Below are 26232 nucleotides of genomic sequence, written 5' to 3'. Positions count from 1 at the left end.
ATGCGATTTTGCCGGCGTGTTTGCCGGCGTGGCAAGAAAGACGCATGATGATGGCAGCGGCCTGCATGGCCGTGCATGTCCGCTGGGCGATATCGACAAGGGAAAATCCGACTGGAAAGGAGCATTCATTGATGTATTACGCAGGAAACAGCGCCGCACAGGGCGACGAGAGCACCGTGCTGGTCCGCACTGCAAGCCCCGAAGAGATCGACGCCATGCTCGCCTGCGATGCCTATGCGCAGTCGCACCCGGAGCGTGGCGATGCCGTACGCGACGCCGTCGCGAAGCGGCAATGCCTGCTCGCCATACGCGCTGGGCAGGTCGCCGGCTATGTGCTGCTGCGCCACGACTTCTTCGACTACGGCTTCGTCTCGTTGGTGGTGGTCGCCCCCGGGCAGCAGCGGCGCGGCGTGGGGCGGCGCCTGCTGGCGGCGGCCGAAAGCGCCTGCCAGACAGCCAAGCTGTTCACATCGACGAACGAGAGCAACCTGACCGCGCAACGGCTGTTCGCCAGCGCCGGTTTCGTGCGCAGCGGCCAGATCGACCATCTCGATGAAGGTGACCCTGAACTCGTGTACGTGAAATTCCTGCGCTAGCAGCGTCTCATCCCGACGACGTATGGCGCGGCGTGCCAAAGGCGGCTATGCTGGCGCCATCGTCAATCAACGCCGACAACATCACGCATGGATTACCTGAGCCTCAAGCATTTCCACATGGGTTGCGCCGCCGCCAGCGGCTTTCTTTTCCTCTTGCGCGGCGCGTGGATGCTGCGCGCCTCGCCCGCCTTGCAGCAGCGCTGGGTGAAAATCCTGCCGCACCTGGTCGACACGGCCCTGCTGGCCAGCGCCATTGCCCTGGCCGTGTGGAGCGGACAGTCGCCGGGCAGCCAGCCGTGGCTGGCCGCCAAGCTGTGCGCGCTGGTGGCCTACATCGTGCTGGGCACCATCGCCCTGAAACGTGGCAAGACGCCGGCCGTGCGCGGCGCCGCTTTCGCGGCAGCCGTGCTGGTATTCGCCTACATCATCGCCGTGGCCGTGACCAAACAGGCCTGGCCGCTCTGATACATCAGAAGAGGTAGCGCAGCGTGATGCTGGCATTGCGCGGCGCGCCCCAGTAACCCTGGTTGTACATGCCAAGCTGGCTGTAGTAATGCTTGTCGAACACGTTGTTGATGTTCGCCTGCAGCGACAGCTGGCGCGACAGCGCGTATTTCGCCATCAGGCTGGCCACGGCGTAACCGCCCTGCTCCACGCGTTCCGTACCCGTCGGCCCGGTGGCGTCGCGGTAGGCGCCGCTCTGCCAGTTCACGCCGCCGCCCACCGATAACGCGCGCCAGCCGCCACGCAGCTGATACGTGGAAAACACGCGCGCCAGGGTCTGCGGCACATAGCTGTTCAGACGCGCGCCCGTGCTGTCCTCTGCCGCCGCGTGCGACACGCTGGCCGAGACGTTCCAGCCTTGCGCCAGCTCGCCCGAGACGTCCAGTTCCACGCCCTTGCTGGTGGTGCCCGCTGCCGCGTAATACGCCTGCGTCAGCGAATTGCCGACGAAATGCCCCGTGTCTTCCTGCGCCAGGCCGTCTTGCGCGATGCGGAACACGGCCAGCGCCGCATTGAGCCTGCCGCCAAAATACTCGCCCTTCACGCCCGCTTCCACATTCTTGCCCTGTACGGGATCGAGGTAGCGGCCGAACCGGTCCTGATAGCCCTGCGGCTTGAAGATCTTGCTGTAGCTGGTGTACAGCGCATGCTGTGCATCGATATCCCACACCAGGCCCGCGTACGGCGTGACGGCGTGCTTGGCATAGGCGTAGCTGCCGCCCCAGTCGTCGACGTGGTCCGCCTTGTAGCGGCTGTAACGCGCGCCGACGATCAGTTTCAAGGGATCGGCCAGCGAGAAGCGCGCCGTGCCGTAGATGCCGCGCTGCTGCACCGTGTCGAGCAGCTGCCAGCGCGAGAAACTCGGGTCATTCCAGTCCGGTTCCGGCGCCACGCCCTGCCACTGGTAGAAATTGCCGTAATCGACGCTGCTGCCGGCAATCCCCGGATAGCTGGAGAACTGGTTGCTGCCCGAGACGCCGAACGCCAGGTCGTGCGTGCGGCCCAGCAGCTGCACGGGGCCCTGCACATAGGCGTCGACGCTGTCCTGGCGCCGCGTGCCCGCGTAAAAACCGGCGTAGCCCGTCACGCCTTGCCCCGTGGCCTTGTCCGGCCAGGTATTGGCGAAAAGCTCGGCGGCCGAATAATTGCCCCAGCCGTGATTCAGCATGGCCGTCAGGTTCCAGCCGCTGCCCAGCGCCTGCTCCAGGCGCACAAAGGCCGTCTGGCTGGTGCTGAACCAGCGGCTCCAGGTGGTCGCCGTGGTGGCGGAGCGGGAAAGCGTGGCGCGTTCGCCATCCGCATACCACAGCGGCAAGCCGCCATACATGCCGCCGCGCGGGCGGTTGTCCTGGTACTCATAGCCGGCGATCAGCACGCTGCCCGGCGCCAGGTCCGCTTCCACGGTGGCATACGCCATGGCCTTCTTGGCGTGATACAGGTTCACATACGATTCGCTGTCCTGGTAGCTGGCCACGACTCGTCCGCGCACCTTGCCGTCGGCACTCAATGGCGTGGACAGGTCGGCGCTGGCGCGCGCATTCTTCCAGGAACCCAGGCTCAGGGCCGCATTCCCGGCCAGCTGACTCGATGATGCGCGCTTGCGCACCAGGTTGATGGTGGCCGACGGCTCGCCGGCGCCCGTCAGCAGGCCCGTGGCGCCGCGCACGATCTCGACCCGGTCGTAAGCCGTCATGTCCAGGGTGCTGTCACCCACGCTGAATGCATTGTCGACCGTGGTGGGAATGCCGTCGTACTGATAGCTGGCGATGGAAAAGCCGCGCGCGAAAAACGAGGTGCGGTCGCTGTCATAGCGGTTGATGGCCACGCCGGCCGCGTTTTGCAGCACCTCTTCCACCGTTTGCAGGTTCTGGTCATCCATCTGCTGGCGCGTGACCACGCCGACGGCTTGCGGCGTCTCGCGCACGGACAGGCCCAGGCGCGTGGCCGAGCGCATGGTCTGCGTCGTATACGAACCGCTGCCTTCCGTCGCGCCGTTCGCATCAAAGCTGGCGCTGACCTTCATCTCGGGCATGGTCTGACCGCCATCGGCCGCCGCCACGTCGAGCACATAACCGCCGTTCGCCTGCGGCACGGCGCGCAAGCCCGAGCCGGCGATGATGGCCCCCAGCGCTTGCGGCACGCTGTAGCTGCCCGCCAGGCCGGCGCTGCGCTTGCCCGCCACGGCGGCGGCCTGGTAGGAAATCATGGTGCCCGTCTCCTGGCCGAAGCGCACCAGCACCTGTTCCAGGGTACCGGCGGGTATCGCCAGCTCGATGCGCGCCGCATTGGCTGCCTGCGCAAGGGGTGCGGCGGCCGAGGCGCCGCTGGCGGCGAGCAGCCACAGGGCCTGGCTGACAGCCAGCGCCGCCACGCTGCGGCGGCATGTGCTGGAAATGGAAGAAGCGTAAATAGGTGTTGTGCTGGGCATGCGGACTGTTTTCCTGAAAGTGAATGAAGGGTTCACTCGCTATGTCACGCGAAAATCGAAAACCCCTCACTTTTTCGGAAAATAATCATGGATGCTTCCGATGCGGCACCACGCTCACCCAGAAGCGCGTGCTCTGGCGCACGTCGACGGGCAAGGTGCGCGTCAGCATGTCGAGCACTTGCGTCGTGTCGGCCAGCGGATAGATGCCCGACACGTGCAGGTGGGCGATGGCAGGATCGCAGGCCAGACGCCCATGGCGGTAACGGGCCAGCTCGCCGATAAAATCGGCCAGCGGCATATCGTGCGCTACCAGCATGCCGGCCGTCCACGCATCCGCACCGGCAGGCAAGGTTTGCACGCCACCGACCTGCGCCGCCGTGAAGCTGGCTTGCTGGCCGGCCTGCAGCCTGCGCGCGGCGGCGGGCGCCTGTTCCGGCAGAATATCGACGGCGCCCGCGAACACGCCCAGGTGCGTGCGTCCCCCTTCCGCGCGCACGGCAAAACGCGTGCCCACGGGCTGCAAGCGGCCTTGCGCCGTGCGCACGAAAAAGGGACGGCCAGCCGCATCGCGCGCCGTGCTGACCATGATCTCGCCTTTTAACAAGGTCACCAGGCGCTGGCCCGCATCGTAGCGCACGTCGATGCTGGACGCCGTATTGAGCGCGATGCGCGTGCCGTCTGCCAGCACGAGGTGGCGCAGCTCGCCCGTGCCGGTGCGGTAATCGGCCAGCCAGAAGGCCGCCTGTTCGTCGCCGCCCGCCAGCCAGGCGCCGCCGCCCATGGCCAGCAGCGCCAGCAACTTGAGCGACTGCCGGCGCGCCGCGTTGGCCTGCGCATGCGCGGGCTTGCGCGCCAGGGTGCCGTGCGCCAGCGGCGCCGGCAAGGCTCGCATGCGCGCCATGCAGCCTTCCACATGCTGCCAGGCTTGCTCGTTTTCCGGATCGCTGCCGCGCCAGGCGCGCCAGGCCTGCTCCACTTCGGGCGTGGCGTCTCCGGCCTGCAGGCGCACCAGCCATTCGACAGCCTGCAAGCTGGCCGCCTCCGGCGTCAGGACGCCCATCACGGCGCCGACGGGGAAAAGAAGCACTGGTGCATGGCTTTGACCAGGTGGCGCTGCACGGTGGCCAGCGAGATGTTCAGTTCCAGCGCGATGGCCGCCTGCGGCATGCCATCGAGCTGCGACAGCAGAAAAGCGCGGCGCACGGCGGGCGCCAGGCCGTCGAGGCGGCGGTCGATATCGAACAGGGCTTCGAGCAGGATCGCTTGCGCCTCGGGATCGGGCGCGCATTGCGCGGGCAGGCTGGCCAGGGTTTCCAGGTAAGCAGCTTCCAGGTCGCGGCGGCGATACAGATTGCCCAGCACGCCCTTGGCCACCGTCGTCAAAAAGGCGCGCGGCTCGCGGGCGGCGATGGCCTCGTCGCGGTTCAGCAGGCGCATGAAGGTGTCGTGCGCCACGTCGGCCGCGTCAAATGCGTTGCCCAGCTTGTGCCGCAGCCAGCCTTGCAGCCACCGGTGGTGTTCGTGATACAGGCTGCCCACTTCCTGGTGGACGCCGGATTGGGCAGCCGACACGTCGCATACTCCCTGATTCACAAATAATAATGATTCGCATTCTATATCTATGCGGTGCTGCGGCGCAAGCGGCCTGCAAATGCCAGTTTGACGCGATTCTTGCCAAAATTTCCAGGCTGGCCGCGTCCGCCGGCGCAATGCACGGTGCAAGTTCTACCGGGCGCGCCCCGGTACGCGGCAATGATAGTATTGATAACATCATCCAGCCGGCCATCCGGGCCTGGCGCCCCTCCATTGAAAGGCAAACATGCTGTTATCTGAACTGCTGACCAAGCTGACCTGCGGTGACCTGGAAGGCGAGGAGCTCGACGCGGCCGTCACCGCCATCACCAACGCGCCGTCCGCGCCACGCGACGAATGGATCGACAGCGATGCGCATGCCTACGCGGTGGCGATCCTCTGGCACCTGGCTGGTTATACGGCGTCGGGCGACAAGCTCGATGAGCTGCACGAACAGATACAGGACATGTTCGACGAATTCCCCGACTTCCCGTACGCAATGCTCGAGGGAGGCGACGGTAGCGCGCTGCCCTATTTCGAGTGGCTGGACGCGGAACTGGCGCAGCGCGCCGTGGACGAAGGCGGCTATGACCTGATCCAGATCGACGGCAACGGCACCGACCAGATGGATGCGCTGGTCGTGTACCGGCGCGATACAGACGACATCATCCAGGCGGCGGCATTGATGGGAGTGACGATAGGCCGCCCGCTCACTTACTATCGCGGCATCGAAGCGATGGTGGGCAAGCGGCCGGGGTAAGGATCAACACCTATTGCATCGGCAAGGCGCTCACATCGACGATGGGCTCCTTGCCCGTGGCCGGGCGCGTGAAGTTCTGGCCGGTTTTCACGTCATCGGCAAAAAAACCGCCGTTACGCAGGTAGAACTTGCCGTTTTCCAGCCCGCCCGCATAATCCATGCGCTGCCCATTGGTGGCCGTGGCGTCGCCCGTGAAGCGCCCTGCCGTCACTTCGGACCAGGCGCCTGAAACGTTCCTCGCCCACTGGTTGCCGAACTGGACGCGGCGCTCCGTGTAGCCCAGGGTATCGATGAAGTTCTCGAGGAAGGAATGCACGCGCGTCAGATACGTGGAAATCGCCGGCCGCTTCCAGGTGGCGATGTAGCGCCACTTGCCCGTATCCGGCGCAAAGAACCAGGCCGAGTAATCGCTGCCGCCCTTGCCGTCCGGCCGCGCGCGCGTGATGAAGCGGTACGTCGTGCCGGCCGTCCAATTATATGAAAGGTAGGTTTGTCCGCCCGTGCCCTCGCCGCCGAACGCATTGTCGACCACGCCGGCGCCTTTGCTGACCAGGGTGGTCCTGGCGCCATTGTCGGCGTCCCACACGGAAAACAATATCCAGCGCTCGCTCGGTGATTTCACCTGGATGCCCATGTAGCCCTGACCAAAACCGTTGGCCATGAAATAGGAGCCGATGGCGTCCTGGCCCTTGGGTATCGTCATTTCGTTATAAAAGTACTCGGTATTGGCCGGCACCGTGTAAGCCATGTGCACGGACGGTCCGCGCCGCGACCAGTAGTAATTGGCCGGGTCGTTGGCATACGTGAGCGCCGCGTTCGCAGTCACCTTCAGCGCAGCCACGTCGCCAAACGTGGCTTTTGCGCGCGTCAATCCCTGCAAGTCCACCTTCACGTAGCCGGCCGCCGGCACATCGACCGTGCCGACGGCGTAGGTTTTGCGGGCCTTGCCGGCCAGCCTGACGTCGAACGGCGCGCCGTTGATCTTCACGCGGATGGTGCTGTTGCCGCCATCGGCCAGGCTGGCATCGAGCGCCACCTGAACGGGGCCCGCCCCGGCCACGCGGAAATACGTGCTGGCGACGGCAGCCGGATCACTCCAGCCGGCCAGGCCATGTTCACCGATGACGGCGCCCTTGTCTCCGCTGGTGATGAAGGCATTGCCGGCCAGTTCCACGGTGGCGGGCGTCGCGGACGCCACGGGCATGGCCAGGCAGGCGGCCAGCAAAGGCATGGCGGGCAGGACTGCATGGAGTAATGCACTTCTGTGTTTCATCAACGTCTCCCGGAATGGAAAAAAACCCGCTACGGCGGCAGGCACGGTAGCGGGCGAATGGGGCTTAGTACTTGCCGTCGAGGGCGAAGATCGGCTTGCGCGATTTCCACTGCCCGCCCGTGAAGTCGGGGAAGTCCAGGGTCTGGAAGTTGGCGGCGATCGATTGCTCGGACAGGGGCGTGATGGCGCTCCACGTCACGGCATCATAGATATCGATCGGCATCGGCGCATTGGCCTTCAGGGCTTCGACAAAGGCGTGGATGACGAAGAAGTCCATGCCGCCGTGACCCGCGCCTTCCGCTTGCGCCGCGTATTTGCGCCAGACCGGGTGCTCATACTTGTCCTGGTAGGCCTTGAAGTCGTCCCACTGGTGCGGCTTGCTGACGCCCTCGATATGGATGGCATTGTTCAAGTCCATCCACAGGCCGTCCGTGCCTTGCACGCGGAAGCCCAGCGAATACGGGCGCGGCAGGCTCGTATCGTGCTGCAGGATGATGGTTTCGCCGTTTTCGCACGCCAGGGTGGTGGTGACCACGTCGCCCAGCTTGAATTTCACCTTGGCGTTCGCATGCTGCGCGCCGCCCGGCTGCTTGACGATATAGTCGTGCAAGCCGCGCGCCTTGGTGGCGAAGGCGTTGATGCGCGTGAAACGGTTGCCGCGGTTGATGTTGGTGTACATGGCGCACGGGCCGATGCCGTGGCTCGGATACAGTTCGCCATTGCGCTCGACCGAGTGCTGCGTGCGCCAATGGGCTTCCGACCAGCCCTTTTCGCCGAATTCCACGCCGCCGCCATACGGCTTGGCCGGATTGCCGCTGTTGAATTTGACGGCGCGCAAATCGTGCTGGTAGCCGCCCTGCAGGTGCAGCAGTTCGCCGAACAGGCCTGCGCGCACCATCTGCAGCGCAGCCATCACGTCGCGGCGGTAGCATACGTTTTCCAGCAACATGTATGGCGTACCCGTTTTCAGCTGGGTATTCAGGACGTCCCAGTGATCTTGCAGGGTGATGCCGGCCACCACTTCGCAACCGACGGGTATCTTCGCCTGCATGGCGGCGATCGCCATCGGTGCGTGGAATTCCCACGGCGTGGCGATGATCACGCCATCGAGGCCGCCCGCGTCCAGCATGCGCTTGTAGGCTTTCTGGTCGCGGTCTTCGCCATACGTGCGCGGACGCGGCTTGCCCGCCTTTTCCACCTGGCCCAGCGCGTGTTTCAGCATGATCGGCTCGATATCGCACAGGGCGACCACTTCCACGTCGTCGCGGCGCACCAGTTCAGCCAGCAGCACCTGGCCGCGCATGCCCGTGCCGATCACGCCCAGGCGGACCTTGTCGCGGCCGGCCACAGGGGCGGCGTTGGCGTCGCCGGGCAGCAGTGCGCTGCCGGCCATGGCGCCACCGGCCAGCGCGGCGCTGGCGGAGAGGAAATTGCGTCGATTGATTTGTGTTGTCATTGGTCTCTACTCGCTTCCGTTGGTAATGTTCGTCGCCGGCCCGCCAGACAGCGGGCCGGCTGCAGTTTAATAGGTGTATTCAGCCGTGAAGCGCACCGAACGCGGCGCCGTGCGTCCATCGACCTGCAGGTAATTGCGGGAGATGGCGCCATGGTCTTCGCGCGTTTCGGTGTAGCGGGTCACGGTCTGGCTGTTGAAGACGTTGAAGACGTCCACTTTCAGGCTCAGGCCCTTGATGGCGCTGGGAGTATAGGCCACATTCATGTCCAGCTGCGCTTGCCACGGCAGGCGGCCCTGGCTGCCGCGCGGCGCCGGCTTGCCATTGCAATAGAAGTAAGAATCGCCGTAGTTGTTCTCGAACTTCAGTTCATCCGGCAGCGCGCCGATGCAGTTGCGCGGTGCGCCCGAGGTCAGCGACAGGTTGGCGCCCACCATCACGTCCGGGATGACCTGCATAAAACCGTAGGCCTTGAAGGCGTGGCGGTGGTCGCCCGGCAGGTAGCCATATGCGTTGTACATCAATTCCTTGTGGTCGTCGCTGACCGTCAGGCCCACGTCGCCGCCGCCGATGCTGTCCGTCTGGCCTTCCATATTGCCCTTCAGGCCGGACAAGGTGTAGGTCAACTTGCCGTACCAGCCATTCGTGTACGGGTGCTCGATGAACATGTTCAAGGCACGGTAGGTGCGCGATGGCAGCGGGTTGCCCCACTCCGCCGCCGAAATATCCACGCGGCGCAGGCCCTTGCCATCGTCAAAGTCCACCATCAGGCTGTTGTCGCGGCCCGGGTTGATGATGGCGCACTGGAAGCCGCTCCATTTGCCCGTGTCGACGCCGTTGCGCGTGGCCCAGGCTTGCAGCGGACGCTCGTCGCAGGTGTCGTCGTTTGTGTCGTTCAGCTTGCGGTACAGGAAGCTGGCGCCCACCACCAGCTTCTTGCTCAGGGCGCGTTCGAAGCCGAGCGAGAATTCATCCTGCGACAGCGGCTTGAGGCCGACGGCCGTCACTTCGCGCGCATCGCGGCTCTGGCCATACGCGTTGTTGGCCGAATACGGCTTGCTGATGGCGTGCAGGCCCGTCGGCGCGCCCGTGACGGGATCGACGCCCGTGTAGGTGAACATCTCGCTGGTGGCCAGGAAGGGGCTGGCCATGTTGCTCGACAAATTCGATGGCACCGGCAAGTGGTAACGGCCGCCGTTGGCGAAGAATTTCAGGGTGCCGTCGCCCAGGTAATCCCAGGTGGCGCCCACGCGCGGGGCGATCATGTTGCGCTGCGAAATGAAGGCCACGCCATCGGTGCTGTAGTTGGTGAACTGTTCGCGGCGCAGGCCCAGGTCCAGCAGCACGCGTTCCGTGACCTGGTAGTGATCCTGGATGTACTGCGCCGATTGCACGCTGGTCGGACGCGCCAGGTTGGCGTTCAATTCCTTGCTGACGTAATAGCCATCCTTGCCGTAGCCATTGCCCTGGGCCGGCGTTTCAAAGGCGCCGTTGATCAGGAGCGTCGCATCCTTGACCTTCTGGTACTTCCAGCGGTAGCCGCCGGCCAGGCTCAGGCCCACTTTCGATTCCACGTCGATGCGGTCGATGCCGCCGCGCAGCGAATGCTTGCCCAGCTTGTATTCCAGGTCCAGGCGCTTGGCCTTCTGGCGGTCTTCCGACGACGGGTCGACCAGAGTGCCGGTCACCGTTTGCGGATTGGTGTACGTCAGGCCAGGCACCTGGGTCGATTCATTCGACGACGTTTGCGCCAGCAGCGGATTGTAGCCTTCCGGGGTACGGCGGTGCGAAGTGCGCGACTGCCCCATCATCGCCGTCACCGTCAGGTTGTCCGTCAGGTAGCCCGTGTACTTGAAGATGTCGACATTCGCGCCCGGCGCGGCCGACGAGCCGCAGCAGTTGATGGTGGTCTCGCTCCCGCCGCCAGGCACGTTGTTGCGTTTCAAGGTGGCATAGTCGAAACCATAGCTCTGGCTGTCCGTAGTCGTGCGGTCATACAGCTTGGTATATTCAAAGTGATGGTCGTCCGTCAGGTTGTAGTCCAGCTTGGCCATCATGCGGTCAACCTTGCTCTTGCTCTCGCGCCAGCCGTTCGGCAGCACCTTGTCCACCAGGTCGTCGCGCGCACCGGCGACGGCGCCGCCGTCCGTGCGCGTCTGTTCCAGCGCCACGAAGGCGAACAGCTTGTTCTTGATCAGCGGTCCGCTGCCGTACAAGCCGACGACCTTGCTGGTGCTGCCGTTATCGCGGTTCCAGTACTTCAAGGTGCCATCCGTCTCCGGATTGGCGCCCGTGTTCGGGTAATACCGGTTTTCCGTCGTGCCCTTCAGCGAGCGGGGGATGATGGAGACCTTGCCGCCGAATTCGACCTTGTTGCCGCCGCTCTTGGTGGTGATATTGATCACGCCGCCCGTGGAGCGGCCGAATTCCGAACCATAGCCGCCCGACAGCACCTGCAGGTTGGAGATCGCGCCGAACGGCAGCTCCGACGCGCCCACCTGGGTCAGGAGGTTAGTGATGGGGAAGCCGTTGACGTAGAACGCATTTTCGGACTGGCCCGAGCCGCCGATCGATGGTGCATTGCCATACACGCTGTTGGTGCCGCGCGCCACGCCCGGCGTCAGCTGCACGATGGAGGCGACATCGTTACCGACTGGAAGCGCCTTCAATTCCTTGGCGGTGAAGATCACGCCATTGTTGGTGTTCGACACGTCGATCGGATTGCGCGACGCCTTCACCACGACGGTCTGCTCCTGGCCCACGGGGCCAGCCGCGCTGGCCGGGCCGAAGTTCGCTTCCGCGCCGGCGCCGATCAGGGCCTCGACTTCCTGCGACGCTTCCACCGAACCGGCACGCAGCACGCGCACCGCATAGCGGCCTGGCGGCATGGAGTTGGCCACATAGCGGCCCGACGTATCCGGCGTCAGGCTGCGCTGCACGCCCGTCGCCAGGTTTTCCAGCACCACGGTGGCGCCGGCCGGCGCGCTCACTTCGCCGAAAATGGTACTCGTGGCGTTCGACTGTGCCCAGGCCTGGCCTGGCACGCCGGCCGCCAGTGCGATCACGATCGCGGCGGCGCGGCTGATGTCGCGCAATTTGAGTCGGGTGCTATGCATGATGTCTCTCCGTCTATATCGAGGGTTATGCGCGCCCTCCCCGCTCCAGGGCGGAGTCGGAGGGACGCAATTTTTATGGTGGTCGTCGGAAGGTAGAGCCAGGCAGTTGCACCTTCCGGGGAATCAGTCCGTATCGGCTGATTTTCGTTTTCTTGGGATTACTTTAAAAAGAAAAATAAATATCGTCAACAAAAAGAAAGTTAAAACGGTAATTTATCGGTAAATTGAGCAAATAAATGCAATTTATCTTTCGTTTTAATCAGCATTGCGTCAAATAACTTTCGTTATCGTGGTGTGGCAGATACACGCGTCTGCAAGAATGTGGCAAACAGAGGACGATCCGCGTGGGAATCAGGGCAAAGAAACACGAAAGACGATAGGGCAAACCTCTTTCGCTTACGTTTATCTTTCGCATTGTGCATTTCGGAACATTGTTTTTTTCTTTTCCATGACAAAAAACCCGGCCCGCCACATGCAGGCTGGCGGGCCGGGGCAGTGTCACGCCTTAAAAGAACTTGTAGCTGGCCGACAGGGCAAACTGGCGGCCGAACAGGTCCTGGCTATGGTTGTAGCCTTCCCAGCCGTTCGGGTCGTAGTACGGCTGCTTGTTGAACGCGTTTTTCACGTTCAGGCCCACGTCCAGGTGCTTGATCGGCTTCCAGCTGAACGCCAGGTTCACCGTGGTGTACGACGGCGCGCCCTTGCACTGGCCGGCCGGCAGCGCCACGGAGGCAGCGGTGCAGTTTTCCGGCGTGTTGTCCTTGTCCCAGGGGCCATATGCCCAGCGCGTCTTGCCTGAGTAGTTGACGAACACGCTGCTGACGAAGTTGCGGTAGCTCCAGTCGGCGTTGACGGTGGCGCGGTAGCGCGGCGAATCGTAGTAGCCGACGGTGTTGCCCTTGATGTCGCTGCCGTCTTCGCTGTCGTGGGTATCGCGCTTGCGGATGGTGGCCGCAATGCCCGTGCTCAGCTTGCCCATGTCTCCCAGCGAAAAGCGCGTGCGCGCATCGATGTCGACGCCGTCCATCAGGGTGCGGCCGCGGTTCGAATACGAGTTGATCAAGCCGCCCAGATTGCCCACCGAGTAGCCGGGCACGCCGCCCGCGCACACGCCCGCGTTGGCGGGATTGGCGCACATGGCCGCCACCGCCGCCACGTTGCCCCGGTCCGTATCCGTCAGGTCGTTGCGGATGGCGCTGGACGTGCCGGCCAGGGTCGGGCCGTACTTGTCCACCAGTTCCGTAAACAGCTCGTTGAAGTCCTGGCGCACGATTTCGTCGCGGCGGTTGATGAACCAGTAATCGACGGAGATGCTCACGTCCTTGGCCGGCTGCAGCACCAGGCCCACGGTCGATATCTTCGCCTTCTCCGGACGCAGGTTCTGGTTCGGCGGCGTCAGGCCGCCCACCGTCGTGGAGCAGTTCGAATTGAGCAGACTCTTGCCCAGGTCCGCGTCCGTTGCCACCGTGGACTTCATCAGCGCGCGCGCCATGGCGTTCGTTTCGTCGCAGCGCACCGTGTCGCGTATGCCGCCCACCTGCGCAAAGACGCCGCCCGAACCCGATTCGGCCAGATTGGGCGCGCGGAAGCCTTCCGAATACGTCCCGCGCAGCATCAGGTCGGGCCGCGCGCGCCAGATCACGCCCAGCTTGGGCGCCAGGTTGGCGGCGAAGTGCGGGTATTTGTCCAGGCGCGCGGCCGCATTGACTTCCAGGGTGTCGCTGAGCGGCACCACCACTTCGCCGAATACGGCGGCGATGGTGCGCTTGCCATCGAACCAGGAACCGCCCTGCTGCGTAATCAGGCCATTGGCCGCATCCGCGTTGCCGGGAGTGAGGAAGCTTTCGCGCATGACATTGGTGCCCACGGCGGCGCGCACTTCGCGCTCGCCCAGCTTGAACAAGGTGCCTTCCAGCTTCGCGTCCCAGGTCATCAGCCTGGTCCAGGATTCGATGGCGAAGGTCGGATAGGCGGCGCGCACCAGCGCCGCATTGGCCTCGCTGATTTCGCCGAACTTGTAGGCCGGATTGTCCGAGATATACGTGCGCCCGCTGACGGGGTCTTTCGTGAACGGGCCGAACGCCTGCTTGAAGCCATTGATGTTGATGTTCGCCGTCTGGAACAGTGTCGAATGGCTGCCCGCCACGCTGAGCGCCGTTTCAAAATCCCAGCCGCCGCCGATGCCGCCGCGCAGGCCGACCAGCGCGCGGTAGTTTTCATCGACATTCTTCTGGCCGAAATGGCCCGTCGCATCCTGCAGCAGGTAGTTCAAGCCGGCCGCGCCGCCCATCCTGGCCGCCATGTCGGCATCGAGCTTGCCTTTCAGGTAGACGTTGTTGGGGCTCAGGAAAGGCGTGGCGAAAGTGTTCAGGGTATTGCCCGTATTGCGCGCAAACCAGTTGTTCGTGCTGCCGCTGTTGAAGCTGGACGGGCCGTTTTCGCCGCGCATCTTGATGTGGGTGAAAGCGCCTTCCGCGAACGCTTCCAGGTCGCCGCCCAGTTTCAGCCTGCCGCTCAGGTAGGCAGTGGCGCGCTCCGATGTGGGGCCCGTATCGAGCTGGTTGGGCAACGCATTCCACACGCAGCGCGTGCCCGACGCTTCGGTGATGCTGGTGTTGCAGCCGGGCGCGGCGCGCTGGGTGCGCGCATTGTTGTTGGCCTTGTCGAAGACAAAGAAGGTGCCCGGGTTCATCGTGCCCGGCTCGCTGCCCACGCCCACGCGCATGTTCGGGATGAAGTTGGGATTATTCGCATAAAAATATGCGGGACGCTTCTGCCAGGTGTCGGCCAGCGCGATGCGGTCGCGCTGGTAGACGTTCACGGAACCGTAGATGTTGTAGCCGTCGCTGGCCAGGTCGCCCAGGCCATACAGCACGCTGGCCTGACGCTCGCCATAGGCTTTCACGCTGGGCGAAAACTCGCCGTTGGCGCGCGCCTCCAGCCCCTGATACGACTTCTTGGTGATGACGTTGATGACGCCGGCCACGGCATCGGAGCCGTACACGGCCGACGCGCCGTCCGTCAGGATTTCCATGCGCTCGATGGCGGCGGCGGGAATGGCGTCGATATTGACGAACATGGTCTGGAAACCGGCCGGCGCGCCATAGAACGACAGGCGGCGGCCATTGAGCAGCACCAGGGTGCCCTGCGCGCCGAGGCCGCGCAAGTTCGCCTGCGAACCGCCATCGGACCCCGTGAACATCGAGCGGAAGTCCTGCTGCGCCGGACGGGCGGCGGGCAGGTTGTCGAGCACCTGCAACAAGGTGAGCGCGCCCATGTTTTCGATCTGCTTGGCGTTGATCACCTGTACGGGCGACGCCGTTTCCGCGTTGATGCGCTTCAGGCTGGAACCCGTCACTTCGACGCGCGCCAGTTTTTCTTCCTCCGCTGCCAGCGCCGTCGACGCCAACGCGGTTGAGCCAAGTCCTACCGCCACCATGGCGGCCATCAGTTTTTTCAAGTGCATTCCCAACTCCCTTTTATAAGTGATTTGTTTTCGCAAGGCTGCAAGAGCCCCTCCCCGGTCCGAAGAGGGGCTCGTTTTTGGTGAAATGATGAAGTGAAGTGTGTCTAGCGCGGCTTGACTGTCGCGCCTTCCGTGCCGGTCAGCACGGCGTTGGCCCAGTTGCCGCAGACCTGGGCCGGGTGGGCGCCGCGCGCGCCCAGGGTGCGCAAACTGAGCTGGCTCAGGCCGCGCACGTCGATTTCGGGTTTGACCACCCCGGGAGCCGTGACCAGGCCGCTGTCATACAGCAGCCGCTCACCGCTCCAGACCTGGAATTGCAAGCCGCCCGCGCTGCGGCAGCTATCGTCCACGCCCAGGTCGGCGCGCAGCAGATTCCAGTTGCCCGCCAGTTGCAAGTCAATGCGGCTGGCAGGTCCCACGCCGAGGCCCTTGCGGAACCACAGTCCGTTCATGCGCATCTCGGCCGCCTTGCCGGCTGGCCTGTCTTTCGCGATATTCTTCGGCAGCGCCAGGTCCGACAGATAGCGCTGCACCTCCTCACCTTCGGCCACGCGGTGCTCGAGCACGCGGAATTCGGACAGGGTGACGGGCGCCACGTCGGTCGCCAGCGCCGCATCAAACGCGCGCGCCACCGGGCCCGTTTGCGCCGCCGTCACCATCGGGTCGGTGGACGCCGCGCCATCGCCTTCCGGATTTTGCGTGCTCATGACGCGGAAGCGCAGCAGGCGCCCGGCCGTGGCGGGGAAATTGATCGTCTGCACACCCTGCTCCAGTTTAAGGGTGCCGCGCGCAAGCGCCGCGCCCCATTCGCCGTTGTTGTCGCCGATGTAGATTTCATAATCGCGCACCTGGCCATGCTTCCAGTGCTGGTCGTTACGCGGCGCCAGTTCGATGCCGTCCACCAGGCGCCGCTCCGTAAAGCCGATCACCCATTCGTGTGGACCGCTTTTCACGAACGGGCTGCGCACGGTGCGGAACCACGTCTCGGGCTTGCCGTCGAAGGCGTTTTCCAGCGGATAGCCGCTTTCTTCCGCAGGACGCGCCACCACCTGCATGACGTCGGCCGGCAAGGCGCGGCCCGGCACGGGAGCGGCCGGAAAATCGGCGTCGACTCTCGCCACGGCCAGCGCGCCGGCCACCTGCAAAGTCAAGGCCTGGCGGATGTCCTGCGCCGCCACTTTCACGTGCAGGGTGCCTTGCCTGTCTGCCGCGTCGAAATACCAGCCTTCGACCGCCTTGTCGTAGGCGGCACGGTCGGCGGAGGCCGCGATCAGGCGTTCGCCCGCCTTGACGGCTGCCGGGCGCTGGCCTGCCAGCATGCGCAGCGCATAGCCGCGCCGCGCTTCCTGGCCCTGGTACCGGCCATCGACGGCGCCGATGTCGACCTGCACGTCGCCGCCCGTTTGCCGCATGCGGATGACTTGCTGGCTGAAGGCGCCGCCCTGGTACTGGCGCGTATTGCCGTCGTCTTCATACAGCGTGTATTCGGAGTCGCCGTGCGGGTAGATATCGAGCGTGAGCTGGTCCTTCGGCTTCTGGCCGTCGTACAGCATTTCCGGATACATGGGCAGGATGGCGCCGGCGCGGACAAAAACCGGCAGCTTGTCCAGCGCGACCTGCATATCCAGGTCGCGCCCTTGCGCGTCCGCCGTGGCCTGGCGGCCATCCCAGTAGTCGTACCACGTTCCCTGCGGCAGGTGGATGCCCTTGCGCCAGCCGCCGCTGACGGCCTGGCTGCGGTAGACGGGCGCCACCAGCACGTCGCGGCCCAGCAGGAATTGATATTTATAGGCTTCCGTGTAGGCGGCCGGGTCTTGCGGATAATCCCACATCAGGCCGCGCACCAGCGGCGCTCCCGATTGTTCCGCTTCGCGCACCAGGGTATACATATACGGCGTGAGGCGCATCTTCAGCTTCAGATAGCGGCGATTGATGTCGCGGTAAGGCGCGTCGAACCACCACGGATGCTTGCGCTCGGCCGCGGCCCAGCCGGACATGCCCATCAGGACGGGCGTAAAACTCTTCCACTGCAAGTCGCGCAGATAGGTTTCCGGACTGCCGCCGAAGATGGCGTCCACGTCGCCGGACGCATACGCCTGCCCGGACAGGCCCGAGCCGATCAGGGTCGGAATGTGCCAGCGGATGTAGTCCCAGCTGGCGCTCTGGTCGCCCGTCCACGCCACGGCATAGCGCTGGATGCCGGCCCAGCCCATCACCGTCCACAAAAACGGGCGGCTGTCGGAGTTGTTCAGGATGCCGTCATAGGCGGACTTGTTGGCATCCATAGCAAATTGATATCCCTTGCCCGTCCACGCCACGTCCAGCTTTTGCACGCGGCTGCCCGCCTGGCCCACTTCCCAGGCGATCTTGTCGACGCCGTTTTCCGTCCACAGGCCCGTGCGGAAGCCATAGCCGGCCAGGCCCTTCACCGTTTCCGGCAAGTTCGTGTAGCCGCAGCCGTAGCCATCGTTGGGCAAAATCCAGCCGCCCGGCATGTCGTGCTCGCGGTACTGGCGCGCCACGGTTTCCACCACGTCCGGCGTCTTGCCGGTGGGGCCGTCGGTCCAGCCTTTGGGCACTGAACCCGGCTTTTTCACGTTGTCGCCATCGTTGTAGCAATCGGCGTCGCCGTATTCCAGCGCCCAGCGGGGCAGCATGCGGGCGCGGCCCGTCAAGTCCGTGTAGCGGGCGACGACGTCGCGCAAGTCCTTGCCAACAAAGAAATACGCATCGAAGCGCCCTTCCGCGTGCTGCAGCGAGATCTGCTCCTTGTCGCGCAAGTCGTAGTTCCCGTCGGACCAGGTATTGCGCAGCATGCCCCAGCCCCGTGAACTCATGAGAAATGGCGCGGGATTCGGCCGGTCGCCCTCTTCCCAGCCGCCCGAATACGACACGGGCACCTGCTTGCCCTTGAATTCGAAGCGGCCATTCTGCTGGCCGCCGCCAAAGTATCGTTCTCCCGGCAAGCTGGAAAGCACCTGCACGCCCTGCTTGTCGTCGAGCGACAGCGGCTGCACTTCGCGCCACAGGGGCACCGCGTCGCCCTTGCGGTACAAGGTAAAGCGCAGGGGCTTGCGGTCGATGCGCAGGCTCAGGGCTTCGGTGCCGATCAGGATATGGTCGGCCTGCTCGCTGATCTCATATGCCACCTGCGCGGCGGGCTGGCCCACGACGATGGGCGCGGCCTTGTCGCCGGGCCCCGTCAAACCGGCCTTGCCGCCCGCCTGGATGCGCAGCACGTCCGCCTGCGGCAGGCTGATACGCAGCTGCATGCCCGTGTCGCTGCGCACATCCCAGCCCAGCGCCTCGCCCTTGGCCACGTCGGCCGCCTGCACCGCACTCAGGCTTGTCAGATTGCCGATAGGCGCGGCCTGCAGGCCAGGGGCAGCCAGGGAGGCAAGAGCGGCGAGGACGCAGGCGGCTAGAGCGCGAAGGGGAAGCGGGAGAGGTTTCATCAGCGGGCTTTCAGAAGTGATTCAATGAAATTACTTTAAGAAGAAAAATAAATATCGTCAACAAAAAGAAAGTTAAAGCGTCACTTTATTAATAAAATGCCCAGAATTGGCGCACTTATCTTACGTTTAGCCAAAATTACACAAAACATACTTTCGTTACCGTCGCATTTCAGCGACAGGCCGCGCCGCCACATGCTTTTACGCTGCACCGCAGCATGTTTCACGGCCTTTAAAACGACATTATTTCGCAAGACACACAACTATTTACTTTCGTTTTACTTTCGTATTTGACTTTTCGAAATTTAGTATTTATGCTTTCTCCAACAAACACTTTACTGACCTCTCATGACTACCCTTCTTCAGCGTGACATTCAAACCTGGCGCGACATCGGCGGCCTGCACACGGCCGAGGAAATCGCCCACCAGCCAGCCATCTGGCGCGCGCTGGCCGGCATTTTGCGCAACGAACAAGCGGCCCTGGCCGCCTTCCTCGGCGACGCGCTGTCCAATCCGCAGCAACGCGTCATCCTGACGGGCGCCGGCAGCTCGGCCTATGTGGGCGAAATCGTCGTCGATACCCTGAATGCAGCCTGGCCTGCGCAGATCCGCGCCATCGCCACCACGACCCTGCTGACGCACCATGAGCTGTATCTGGAAGCGGACGCCCCCACCCTGCTCGTCTCGTTTGCCCGCAGCGGCGACAGCCCGGAAAGCCTGGCGGCCGTGGAACTGCTGCGCCAGGTCGTGCCCGGCGCGCGCTTCCTGAACATCACCTGCAACGCGGACGGCAAGCTGGCGCGCCAGGGCGCCAACGACAGCAACACCTATAACCTGCTGATGCCGGAAGGCAGCTGCGACCGCGGCTTCGCCATGACCAGCAGCTTTAGCAGCATGCTGCTGGCGGCCCTGTCGGTGCTGGGCAAGGACACGGATTTGCATCGCCTGGAAACCCTGGCGCAGCTGGGCGACCTAGCCTTGCGCGACTGGTCGGCGCGCGTGGCGCAGCTGGGTTCAACACCCGTGCAGCGCGTCGTCTACCTGGGCAGCGGCCCGCTGGAAGCGCTGGCCAAGGAAGCGGCCCTGAAAATCCTGGAATTGACGGGCGGCCGCGTGATGGCGATGGCGAATACCGCGCTGGGCTTCCGCCACGGCCCGAAATCGGCCGTCACCACGGAGTCGCTGGTGATCCTGCTGCGCAGCAGCAAGCCCTTGGCGCGCCAGTACGAAGACGATTTATTGAAAGAACTGCAGCGCGACAGCGTGGCGCAGGCGTGCCTGACGGTAGGCATCGGCGGCGACCTGTCAGCCGACGCTCCGGCCTGGCCCGACGCCTGGCTGGCCCCGCTGTGGCTGCTGATGGCGCAGCAATATGCGCTGCACCAGTCCGCGCTGCTGCAACTGCGCCCCGACAATCCATTCGCCGGCGGCATCGTCAACCGTGTCGTGCAGGGCGTCACCATCTATGGCCATGACCAATTCTAATCACGCCGCCGGCTACCACGGCATCGACATCGGCGGCAGCAAGATGGAGCTGGTCGCCTTTGCCGACCGCGACGGCGCGCTGGCCGAGGTGTTCCGCGAGCGCGTGGCCACGCCGGGCGACGATTTTGCCGCCTTCGTGCAAGCGATCGTCGACCTGGTGGCGCGCGGCGACGCCGCCCTGGGCACGACGGCGCCCGTCGGCATCGGCTTGCCCGGCGTGATCGACAGCGCCAGCGGACGCCAGCTCAGCTCCAACGTGCCGGCCCTGAACGGCCGCCTGGTGGCGCAAACCCTGCAGCAAGCCTTGCAGCGCCCTGTCGCCATCGGCAACGATTGCCAGTGCTTCGCCCTGTCGGAAGCGCAGGGCGGCGCGGCCGACAATGCCGCCAGCATGTTCGGCGCCATCCTCGGCACGGGCGCCGGCGGCGGCTATTGCGTGGGCGGCCAGCTGCTGCGCGGCTTTAACGGCGTGGCCGGCGAATGGGGCCACTGGAGCCTGCCCGCCACCCTGCTGGCGCAGCACGGCCTGGCCGAGTATCCCTGCCCATGCGGCAAGGCGGGCTGCCTGGAGCGCTATGTCTCCGGCCCCGCCATGCGCAAAATCCACGCGCATTTCGGCGGCGACGGCGCAGAGCCTTTGGCCATCGTGGCGCGCGCCAACATGGGCGACGCCGTGGCCCAGCGCACGGTCGCCGTGCACCTCGACGTGCTGGGCCACGCGCTGGCCGGCCTGGTGCTGGCCTACGACCCGCACGTCATCGTGCTCGGCGGCGGTTTGTCCAAGCTGCCGCACCTGTACGACAAGCTGCCGGCCGCCGTCAAGCGCCACCTGTTCCCCGGCGTGCACGTGCCGCCTATCCTGCCGCCGCGCTTTGGCGACGCCGGCGGCGCGCGCGGCGCGGCCCTTTTGATACGACAACATACAAAGGCGTCAACATGATGAAGCAAGCGGAAAACCCGACTTTTACCCTGTCCCCGATCCAGCAAGTGATCAAGGCGCACCGCCGCGGCGAGCGCGTGGGACTGTACGCCGTCTGCTGCAGCCACCCGAGCGTGCTGCGCGCCGCCATGCGCGTGGCCAGCGAATACGACACCGTGCTGCTGGTCGAGGCGACGTCGAACCAGGTCGACCAGTTCGGCGGCTACACGGGCATGACACCAACCGTTTTCCGCGACACCATGCTGGCACTGGCCCGCGAACAGGGTTTTCCGGCCAGCCGCCTGGTGCTGGGCGGCGACCACCTGGGTCCGAACGCCTGGCAGCACCTCGATGCGGCCACCGCGATGGGCCACGCCGAAACGCTGATCGCCGCGTATGCGTCGGCCGGCTTCCATAAAATCCACCTCGATTGCAGCATGCGCTGTGCCGACGACCCCTTGCAGCTCGACGATGAAACCGTGGCCGCCCGTTCGGCGCGCCTGTGCATCGTCGCCGAGGAAGCGGCGGCCGCCGCCGGCTTCGCGCCGCCCGTCTACGTGATCGGCACGGAAGTGCCGATTCCCGGCGGCGAAGCGTCGCTGGCGCAGGCCGGCGCCGTCACCAGCCCGCAGGCGGCGCGCCGCACCCTGGACGTGCATTGCCGCGCCTTCCTCGACAACGGCCTGCACGACGCCTGGCGCCGGGTCATCGCCATGGTCGTGCAGCCGGGCGTCGACTTCGACCAGAGCAGCATCCAGCACTACGATGCGGATGCCGCCGCCGAGCTGTCGGCCTTTGTCGCCGAGCAGCCTGGCCTCGTGTTCGAAGCCCATTCCACCGACTACCAGCGCGAGTCCGCCCTGCACGCCATGGTGCGCGACCATTTCGCCATCCTGAAAGTGGGCCCGGCCGCCACCTTCGCCCTGCGCGAGGCGCTGTTCGCCCTGTGCCAGATCGAGGAAGAACTGCTGCCGGCGCACGCCACCTCGCAGCTGATGCAGGTGCTCGACGACGTGATGGTGGCCAAGCCGAAGAACTGGATCAAGCATTACCTGGGCACGCCGGAAGAACAGCGCCTGATGCGCCGCTACGGCTTGAGCGACCGTTGCCGCTATTACTGGGGCGAGCCGGAAGTGGCGGCCGCCGTCGGCAAACTGCTGGCCAACCTGGACGCCGTGGCGATTCCGCTGCCGCTCCTGAGCCAGCATTTGCCGGAACAGTACCTGGCCGTGGTGCAGGGCAGCCTGCAGGCGCAGGCACCGGCCTTGATCGAGCACAAGATCGGCAGCCTGCTGGCGCAATATGCGCGCGCCTGCAACCGCAATGCGGCAGTGGCCGCCATTGCCGAAGCGGCAATCTGTTAAGCTCGGTATTTTCATTTTTTACTGAGCCCGCCACCATGCGAAATACCAGCCAACGCCGTGAATCCATCCTCCAAATGCTTGCCCAGCAGGGCTCGGTGCAAGTGACCGATCTGGTGGAAAAGCTCGGCGTGTCCGCGGTCACCATCCGCAGCGACTTGAATGCGCTGGAAGCGCAAGGCATGGCCACGCGCAGCCACGGCGGCGCGACCCTGACGCGCACGCCGCCGCCCGAGCACACGATACGCCAGAAGGATGCCATCAACCACGAGCAGAAGGAGCGCATCGGCGCCTATGCGGCGCGGCTGGTGGAACCGGGCGACAACATCATCATCGACTCGGGCACCACCACCATCTCGCTGGCGCGCCATCTGCGCGATGCCACCGGCGTGACGGTGGCGACGAATGGCCTCAACATCGCATGGGAGCTGGCCGACGCCCCCGGCGTGGACCTGATCCTCACGGGCGGCCTGCTGCGCAAGCAGTCGCTGTCGATCCAGGGCAGCCAGGCCGAAACCTGCCTGCAGGCGTACAGCTTCGACAAGCTGTTCCTGGGCGTGGACGGCTTCGACCTGCAGTTCGGCGTCACCACCCACCACGAAGCGGAAGCAAGCCTGAACCACAAGATGGTGGAACGGGCGAAGAAAATCATCGTCCTCACGGACGCCTCCAAGTTCGGCCGCGTCAGCCTGCACCGCATCGTGCAGCTGGACCGCGTCGATACCGTCATCACCGATGCCAGCATCAGCCAGGAGTACCGCGAAGGGCTGCAAAAGCTGGGCATCGAACTTTTTATAGCGGAATAACACATGCTGAGCGGCAGAATCCTTACCCCATCTGGCTGGATCACGGGCACCATCACCTTTGACCAGCGCATCGTCCAGATACAAGAAGACCCTGCCGCCGACAGCGCGCTGACCATCCTGCCCGGCTTTATCGACCTGCACGTGCACGGCGCTGCCGGCGTCGACATCATGGAAGGCGCAAACGCGGGCGCCACCGTGGCGCAAGTGCATGCGCGCCACGGCACCACGGCCCTGCTGGGCACTACGCTGACGGCGAAAGAACCGTCGATCCTGCGCGCCCTGCAAGGCCTGGCCGGCGTCATCGCCGAGCGCCCTGCCAACGGCGCGCGCATGCTGGGCGTGCACCTGGAAGGCCCGTTCCTGAACCTGCACCGCCTGGGCGCGCAGCCTCCCGACGTGGTGCAGGCCAGCCTGGCGCTGGTGCAGCGCTTTCACGCCATCGCCCCCATCAAGGTATTGACCATGGCGCCGGAAATCCCCGGACACCTGGAACTGATCCCGCAACTGGCGGCGATGGGCATCCGCGTGCAGATCGGCCACAGCGCCGGCACGTATGACGAAGGCGTGGCGGCGCTCAAGGCCGGCGTCTCCGGTTTTACCCACCTGTACAACGGCATGACGGGCATGACGCACTACGACCCGGGCATGGTGGGCGCGGCTCTCGCGCATGCCGAATACGCGGAAATCATCCCCGACCTGCAGCACGTGGCCAAGGGCGCCCTGCGCGCGGCCCTGCGCGCCATCCCGCGCCTGTACGGCGTGACGGACGCCACCTCGGCCACCGGCATGCCCGATGGCGAATACGGACTGGGCACGCAGCGCGTCTATAAATGCATGGGCTGCGTGCGCCTGGCCACGGGCTCGCTGGCCGGCAGCGTGCTGACCATGGACCAGGCCCTGCGCAATTTCGTCGACCTGGGCCTGGATCTGGCCGACGCCTCGAACCGCTTGTCGCTGTACCCGGCCGACTACCTGGGCGAATCCGAACGGGGCCGCCTGGCGCCCGGCGCCTGGGCCGACATCGTCGTCCTCGACTCCACACTACAGCCAGTGTCCGTCTTCGTCGAAGGCGCGGCCATCGATCTTTCCACCCGCTAGATTCAGTCTCTAGACCCAGCCCCCAACCTCAACCCCGTCCCGGAGTTTTCATGCACGACACGTCACACAAGGCCCCCGTGTGGGCCATGCGCTACCTGCTATTTATTGCCGGCATGGGGGGATTGCTGTACGGCATAGACATCGGCATCATCGCCGGCGCCCTCCCCTACCTGGAATCGACAGCCTCCGTGGCGTGGAAACTGACGGCCCAGCAGCTGAGTTTTATCGTCGCCGCCGTGCTCCTGGGCTCCGTCCTGTCTTCGCTGTTCGCCGGCGCCCTGGCCGATATCCTGGGCCGGCGCTGGGTGATGTTCCTGGCCGGCGCCCTGTTCAGCGCCAGCATCCCGTTGATCGCGCTGGCCGACGGCTACACGCCGCTGCTGCTGGGCCGCCTGCTGCAAGGCATCAGCGGCGGCTTGATCGGCGTCGTCGTGCCCCTGTACCTGGCCGAATGCCTGCCCGCGCAGCAGCGCGGACGCGGTGCCGCCCTGTTCCAGCTGCTGCTGACCATCGGCCTGGTGGCCGCCGCCCTGATCGGCCTGCTGCAGGCGCAGACGGTGGAAACGGCCACGCAGGCGGCGCAAGCGTTGCCGGAAGCGGGCCGCATCGCCGCCATTTTTACCGCCAAGGACCACGCCTGGCGCAGCATCTTCTGGGTTTGCCTGACGCCGGGCCTCGTGTTTACCATCGGCGCCCTGCTGCTGGCCGAATCGCCGCGCTGGCTGGCGCAACGGGGCCGCATCGAGCAGGCGCGCCAGTCGCTGCTGCGCACGCGTTTGCCCGCCGATGCCGACATCGAACTGCGCGAGATGCAGGATACGCCGGAAAATACAGCCAAGGCCGGCGGCAAGGCCAGGGATCCGCTGCTGAGCCGCCGCTACGTGCTGCCCTTCCTGCTCGCTTGCCTGATCCTCGCCTGCACGCAGGCGACGGGCATCAATTCCATCCTCGCCTACGTCGTCAATATCCTGAACCAGGCGGGCCTGTCGGGCGCCTCGGCCAACATGGCGGACGTGTTATTGAAGGTGCTGAACGCCGTGATGACAGTGGTGGCCGTGCTGCTGGTGGACCGCAAAGGCCGCAAATTCCTGCTGATGCTGGGCACGGGCGGCATCGTCGTCTCGCTGCTGGCGGCCGGCCTGCTGTTCCGCGGCGCAGAAGCGCACCTTGCCGACGTGCGCCCCGCCATCGCGGCGCAGGTGCAGGGCGACGCCCTGGTCTTGCGCCTCGATGCGGCCACCTTGGCGGCCCTGGGCGCGGCTGCCGACGGCACGCCGCAGCAGCTGACCATCGCCTACGCCTACGGCCCCTTCACCAACGTGAAAAGCCTGCGCAGCGACGATCCCGTGCTGCGCCAGGTGTCCATCGCCCGCGCGGACGCCGTGCAGGCCGACAGCGTGATCGGCGTGTTCTTCCGCAAACTGCACCTGACCCCCTTCGCCGACCCGGCCGCCGGGCGCGAGGCGCCGCTGCGCATCGAGAAGGCCAGCCTGGGCCCCGTGCCCTCGTCCACGCACGGCTGGCTGGTGGCGATTGCCATCTGCGTGTTCGTTTCCAGCTTTGCCGTGGGACCGGGCGTGTGCGTGTGGCTGGCCCTGTCCGAGCTGATGCCGACGCGTATCCGCTCGAACGGCATGAGCATCGCCCTGCTGGTGAACCAGTTCGTCTCGACGGTGATCGCCGCCATCTTCCTGCCGACCGTCGGCTTGCATGGCTATTCGACACTGTTCTTCTTCGGCGCCGGCTGCACGGTGCTGTACTTCCTGGCGGCGGCCTTCCTGCTGCCGGAAACCAAAGGCAAGACACTGGAAGAGATCGAGGCGCACTTTTCAAAGTAAGCCAAAGTAACCATTTGTAGCAGTCTCCTTTCCAGCCCCGGCCACTTCCGGGGCTGTTTTTTTGCCCGCAAGACAAGCTTCCGGGCTGGCGCGCACGCCAAAGT

General features: G+C 65.0%; 17 protein-coding genes. 9 read left to right on the top strand and 8 right to left on the bottom strand.

The genetic code is table 11. The features are described 5' to 3' along the window. The first annotated feature begins 44 nt into the window (after positions 1 to 44). Positions 45 to 596 (top strand): GNAT family N-acetyltransferase, encoded by a 552-nt coding sequence (locus tag BZG29_RS13910; protein ID WP_216350304.1) that lies wholly within the window; start codon positions 45 to 47, stop codon positions 594 to 596. Between the two features lie 87 nt (positions 597 to 683). Then, the gene (locus BZG29_RS13905; protein ID WP_077403709.1) at positions 684 to 1061 is read left to right on the top strand and encodes a SirB2 family protein; all 378 of its coding nucleotides are present in this window, start codon (positions 684 to 686) and stop codon (positions 1059 to 1061) included. Positions 1062 to 1065: 4 nt separating this feature from the next. Here the strand turns inward: BZG29_RS13905 and BZG29_RS13900 are convergent, their stop codons facing one another. The 3 genes from BZG29_RS13900 to BZG29_RS13890 form a co-directional block, all read right to left on the bottom strand. Beyond that, on the bottom strand, positions 1066 to 3528 hold the full coding sequence (locus BZG29_RS13900) for a TonB-dependent receptor (RefSeq protein ID WP_077403706.1): 2463 nt from the start codon (positions 3526 to 3528) through the stop codon (positions 1066 to 1068). Positions 3529 to 3613: 85 nt separating this feature from the next. Then, positions 3614 to 4615, bottom strand: coding sequence for a FecR domain-containing protein (locus BZG29_RS13895; protein WP_253192875.1), 1002 nt, complete (start codon positions 4613 to 4615; stop codon positions 3614 to 3616). Then, entirely contained in the window at positions 4588 to 5100 is a 513-nt protein-coding gene (locus tag BZG29_RS13890; protein WP_077403700.1) for a sigma-70 family RNA polymerase sigma factor, read from the bottom strand. The genes BZG29_RS13895 and BZG29_RS13890 overlap by 28 nt, the downstream gene beginning before the upstream one ends. A 247-nt stretch (positions 5101 to 5347) precedes the next feature. Between BZG29_RS13890 and BZG29_RS13885 the strand changes: the two genes are divergently transcribed. Then, positions 5348 to 5860 (top strand): hypothetical protein, encoded by a 513-nt coding sequence (locus BZG29_RS13885; RefSeq protein WP_077403696.1) that lies wholly within the window; start codon positions 5348 to 5350, stop codon positions 5858 to 5860. A 10-nt stretch (positions 5861 to 5870) separates the two neighbouring features. Here the strand turns inward: BZG29_RS13885 and BZG29_RS13880 are convergent, their stop codons facing one another. The 5 genes from BZG29_RS13880 to BZG29_RS13860 all read right to left on the bottom strand — a co-directional run bounded on the left by BZG29_RS13880 (position 5871) and on the right by BZG29_RS13860 (position 18624). After that, positions 5871 to 7133: a DUF3472 domain-containing protein gene (locus tag BZG29_RS13880; RefSeq protein ID WP_077403693.1), complete on the bottom strand. Its 1263-nt coding sequence runs from the start codon at positions 7131 to 7133 to the stop codon at positions 5871 to 5873. A 64-nt stretch (positions 7134 to 7197) separates the two neighbouring features. After that, positions 7198 to 8589: a Gfo/Idh/MocA family oxidoreductase gene (locus tag BZG29_RS13875; RefSeq protein WP_216350369.1), complete on the bottom strand. Its 1392-nt coding sequence runs from the start codon at positions 8587 to 8589 to the stop codon at positions 7198 to 7200. Positions 8590 to 8655: 66 nt separating this feature from the next. Continuing rightward, positions 8656 to 11703 carry a TonB-dependent receptor gene (locus BZG29_RS13870; protein WP_077403690.1) on the bottom strand — a complete coding sequence of 1016 codons (3048 nt, stop codon included), beginning with the start codon at positions 11701 to 11703 and terminating at the stop codon, positions 8656 to 8658. Between the two features lie 505 nt (positions 11704 to 12208). Beyond that, entirely contained in the window at positions 12209 to 15169 is a 2961-nt protein-coding gene (locus BZG29_RS13865; protein ID WP_077403687.1) for a TonB-dependent siderophore receptor, read from the bottom strand. A 104-nt stretch (positions 15170 to 15273) separates the two neighbouring features. Further along, a complete protein-coding gene (locus BZG29_RS13860) occupies positions 15274 to 18624 on the bottom strand; it encodes a TIM-barrel domain-containing protein (RefSeq protein ID WP_077403683.1) in 3351 nt (1116 codons plus the stop codon). A 345-nt stretch (positions 18625 to 18969) separates the two neighbouring features. Here BZG29_RS13860 and BZG29_RS13855 point away from each other — a divergent pair, with 345 nt between their 5' ends. From BZG29_RS13855 to BZG29_RS13830, 6 genes are read left to right on the top strand one after another with little or no spacing between them, the layout of a single operon-like run. Beyond that, positions 18970 to 20106 carry an SIS domain-containing protein gene (locus BZG29_RS13855; RefSeq protein WP_077403680.1) on the top strand — a complete coding sequence of 379 codons (1137 nt, stop codon included), beginning with the start codon at positions 18970 to 18972 and terminating at the stop codon, positions 20104 to 20106. Further along, a complete protein-coding gene (locus BZG29_RS13850; protein WP_216350368.1) occupies positions 20093 to 21046 on the top strand; it encodes an ROK family protein in 954 nt (317 codons plus the stop codon). Before BZG29_RS13855 ends, BZG29_RS13850 begins: the two co-directional genes overlap by 14 nt. Continuing rightward, entirely contained in the window at positions 21046 to 22389 is a 1344-nt protein-coding gene (locus tag BZG29_RS13845; RefSeq protein ID WP_216350393.1) for a D-tagatose-bisphosphate aldolase, class II, non-catalytic subunit, read from the top strand. The genes BZG29_RS13850 and BZG29_RS13845 overlap by 1 nt, the downstream gene beginning before the upstream one ends. A gap of 35 nt (positions 22390 to 22424) precedes the next feature. Then, complete coding sequence (locus BZG29_RS13840) at positions 22425 to 23192, top strand: DeoR family transcriptional regulator (RefSeq protein ID WP_034781637.1); 768 nt, start codon at positions 22425 to 22427, stop codon at positions 23190 to 23192. Positions 23193 to 23195: 3 nt separating this feature from the next. Further along, on the top strand, positions 23196 to 24290 hold the full coding sequence (locus tag BZG29_RS13835) for an N-acetylglucosamine-6-phosphate deacetylase (RefSeq protein WP_077403674.1): 1095 nt from the start codon (positions 23196 to 23198) through the stop codon (positions 24288 to 24290). Positions 24291 to 24340: 50 nt separating this feature from the next. Then, complete coding sequence (locus tag BZG29_RS13830) at positions 24341 to 26128, top strand: MFS transporter (RefSeq protein WP_077403671.1); 1788 nt, start codon at positions 24341 to 24343, stop codon at positions 26126 to 26128. Positions 26129 to 26232: the final 104 nt, after the last annotated feature.

Source organism: Janthinobacterium sp. LM6 (assembly GCF_002002885.1).
GTDB classification, from domain to species: Bacteria; Pseudomonadota; Gammaproteobacteria; order Burkholderiales; family Burkholderiaceae_D; genus Janthinobacterium; species Janthinobacterium kumbetense.
Note: the sequence above shows the minus strand (reverse complement) of the source record. Positions and strands in the feature narration are given on the sequence as shown.

Coding starts and splice junctions, on each gene's coding strand:
- BZG29_RS13885 (WP_077403696.1), top strand. CDS start 5,348: ATGCTGTTATCTGAACTGCTGACCAAGCTGACCTGCGGTGACCTGGAA.
- BZG29_RS13905 (WP_077403709.1), top strand. CDS start 684: ATGGATTACCTGAGCCTCAAGCATTTCCACATGGGTTGCGCCGCCGCC.
- BZG29_RS13900 (WP_077403706.1), bottom strand. CDS start 3,528: ATGCCCAGCACAACACCTATTTACGCTTCTTCCATTTCCAGCACATGC.
- BZG29_RS13830 (WP_077403671.1), top strand. CDS start 24,341: ATGCACGACACGTCACACAAGGCCCCCGTGTGGGCCATGCGCTACCTG.
- BZG29_RS13860 (WP_077403683.1), bottom strand. CDS start 18,624: ATGAAACCTCTCCCGCTTCCCCTTCGCGCTCTAGCCGCCTGCGTCCTC.
- BZG29_RS13910 (WP_216350304.1), top strand. CDS start 45: ATGATGATGGCAGCGGCCTGCATGGCCGTGCATGTCCGCTGGGCGATA.
- BZG29_RS13845 (WP_216350393.1), top strand. CDS start 21,046: ATGAAGCAAGCGGAAAACCCGACTTTTACCCTGTCCCCGATCCAGCAA.
- BZG29_RS13840 (WP_034781637.1), top strand. CDS start 22,425: ATGCGAAATACCAGCCAACGCCGTGAATCCATCCTCCAAATGCTTGCC.
- BZG29_RS13865 (WP_077403687.1), bottom strand. CDS start 15,169: ATGCACTTGAAAAAACTGATGGCCGCCATGGTGGCGGTAGGACTTGGC.
- BZG29_RS13880 (WP_077403693.1), bottom strand. CDS start 7,133: ATGAAACACAGAAGTGCATTACTCCATGCAGTCCTGCCCGCCATGCCT.
- BZG29_RS13835 (WP_077403674.1), top strand. CDS start 23,196: ATGCTGAGCGGCAGAATCCTTACCCCATCTGGCTGGATCACGGGCACC.
- BZG29_RS13875 (WP_216350369.1), bottom strand. CDS start 8,589: ATGACAACACAAATCAATCGACGCAATTTCCTCTCCGCCAGCGCCGCG.
- BZG29_RS13870 (WP_077403690.1), bottom strand. CDS start 11,703: ATGCATAGCACCCGACTCAAATTGCGCGACATCAGCCGCGCCGCCGCG.
- BZG29_RS13850 (WP_216350368.1), top strand. CDS start 20,093: ATGACCAATTCTAATCACGCCGCCGGCTACCACGGCATCGACATCGGC.
- BZG29_RS13855 (WP_077403680.1), top strand. CDS start 18,970: ATGACTACCCTTCTTCAGCGTGACATTCAAACCTGGCGCGACATCGGC.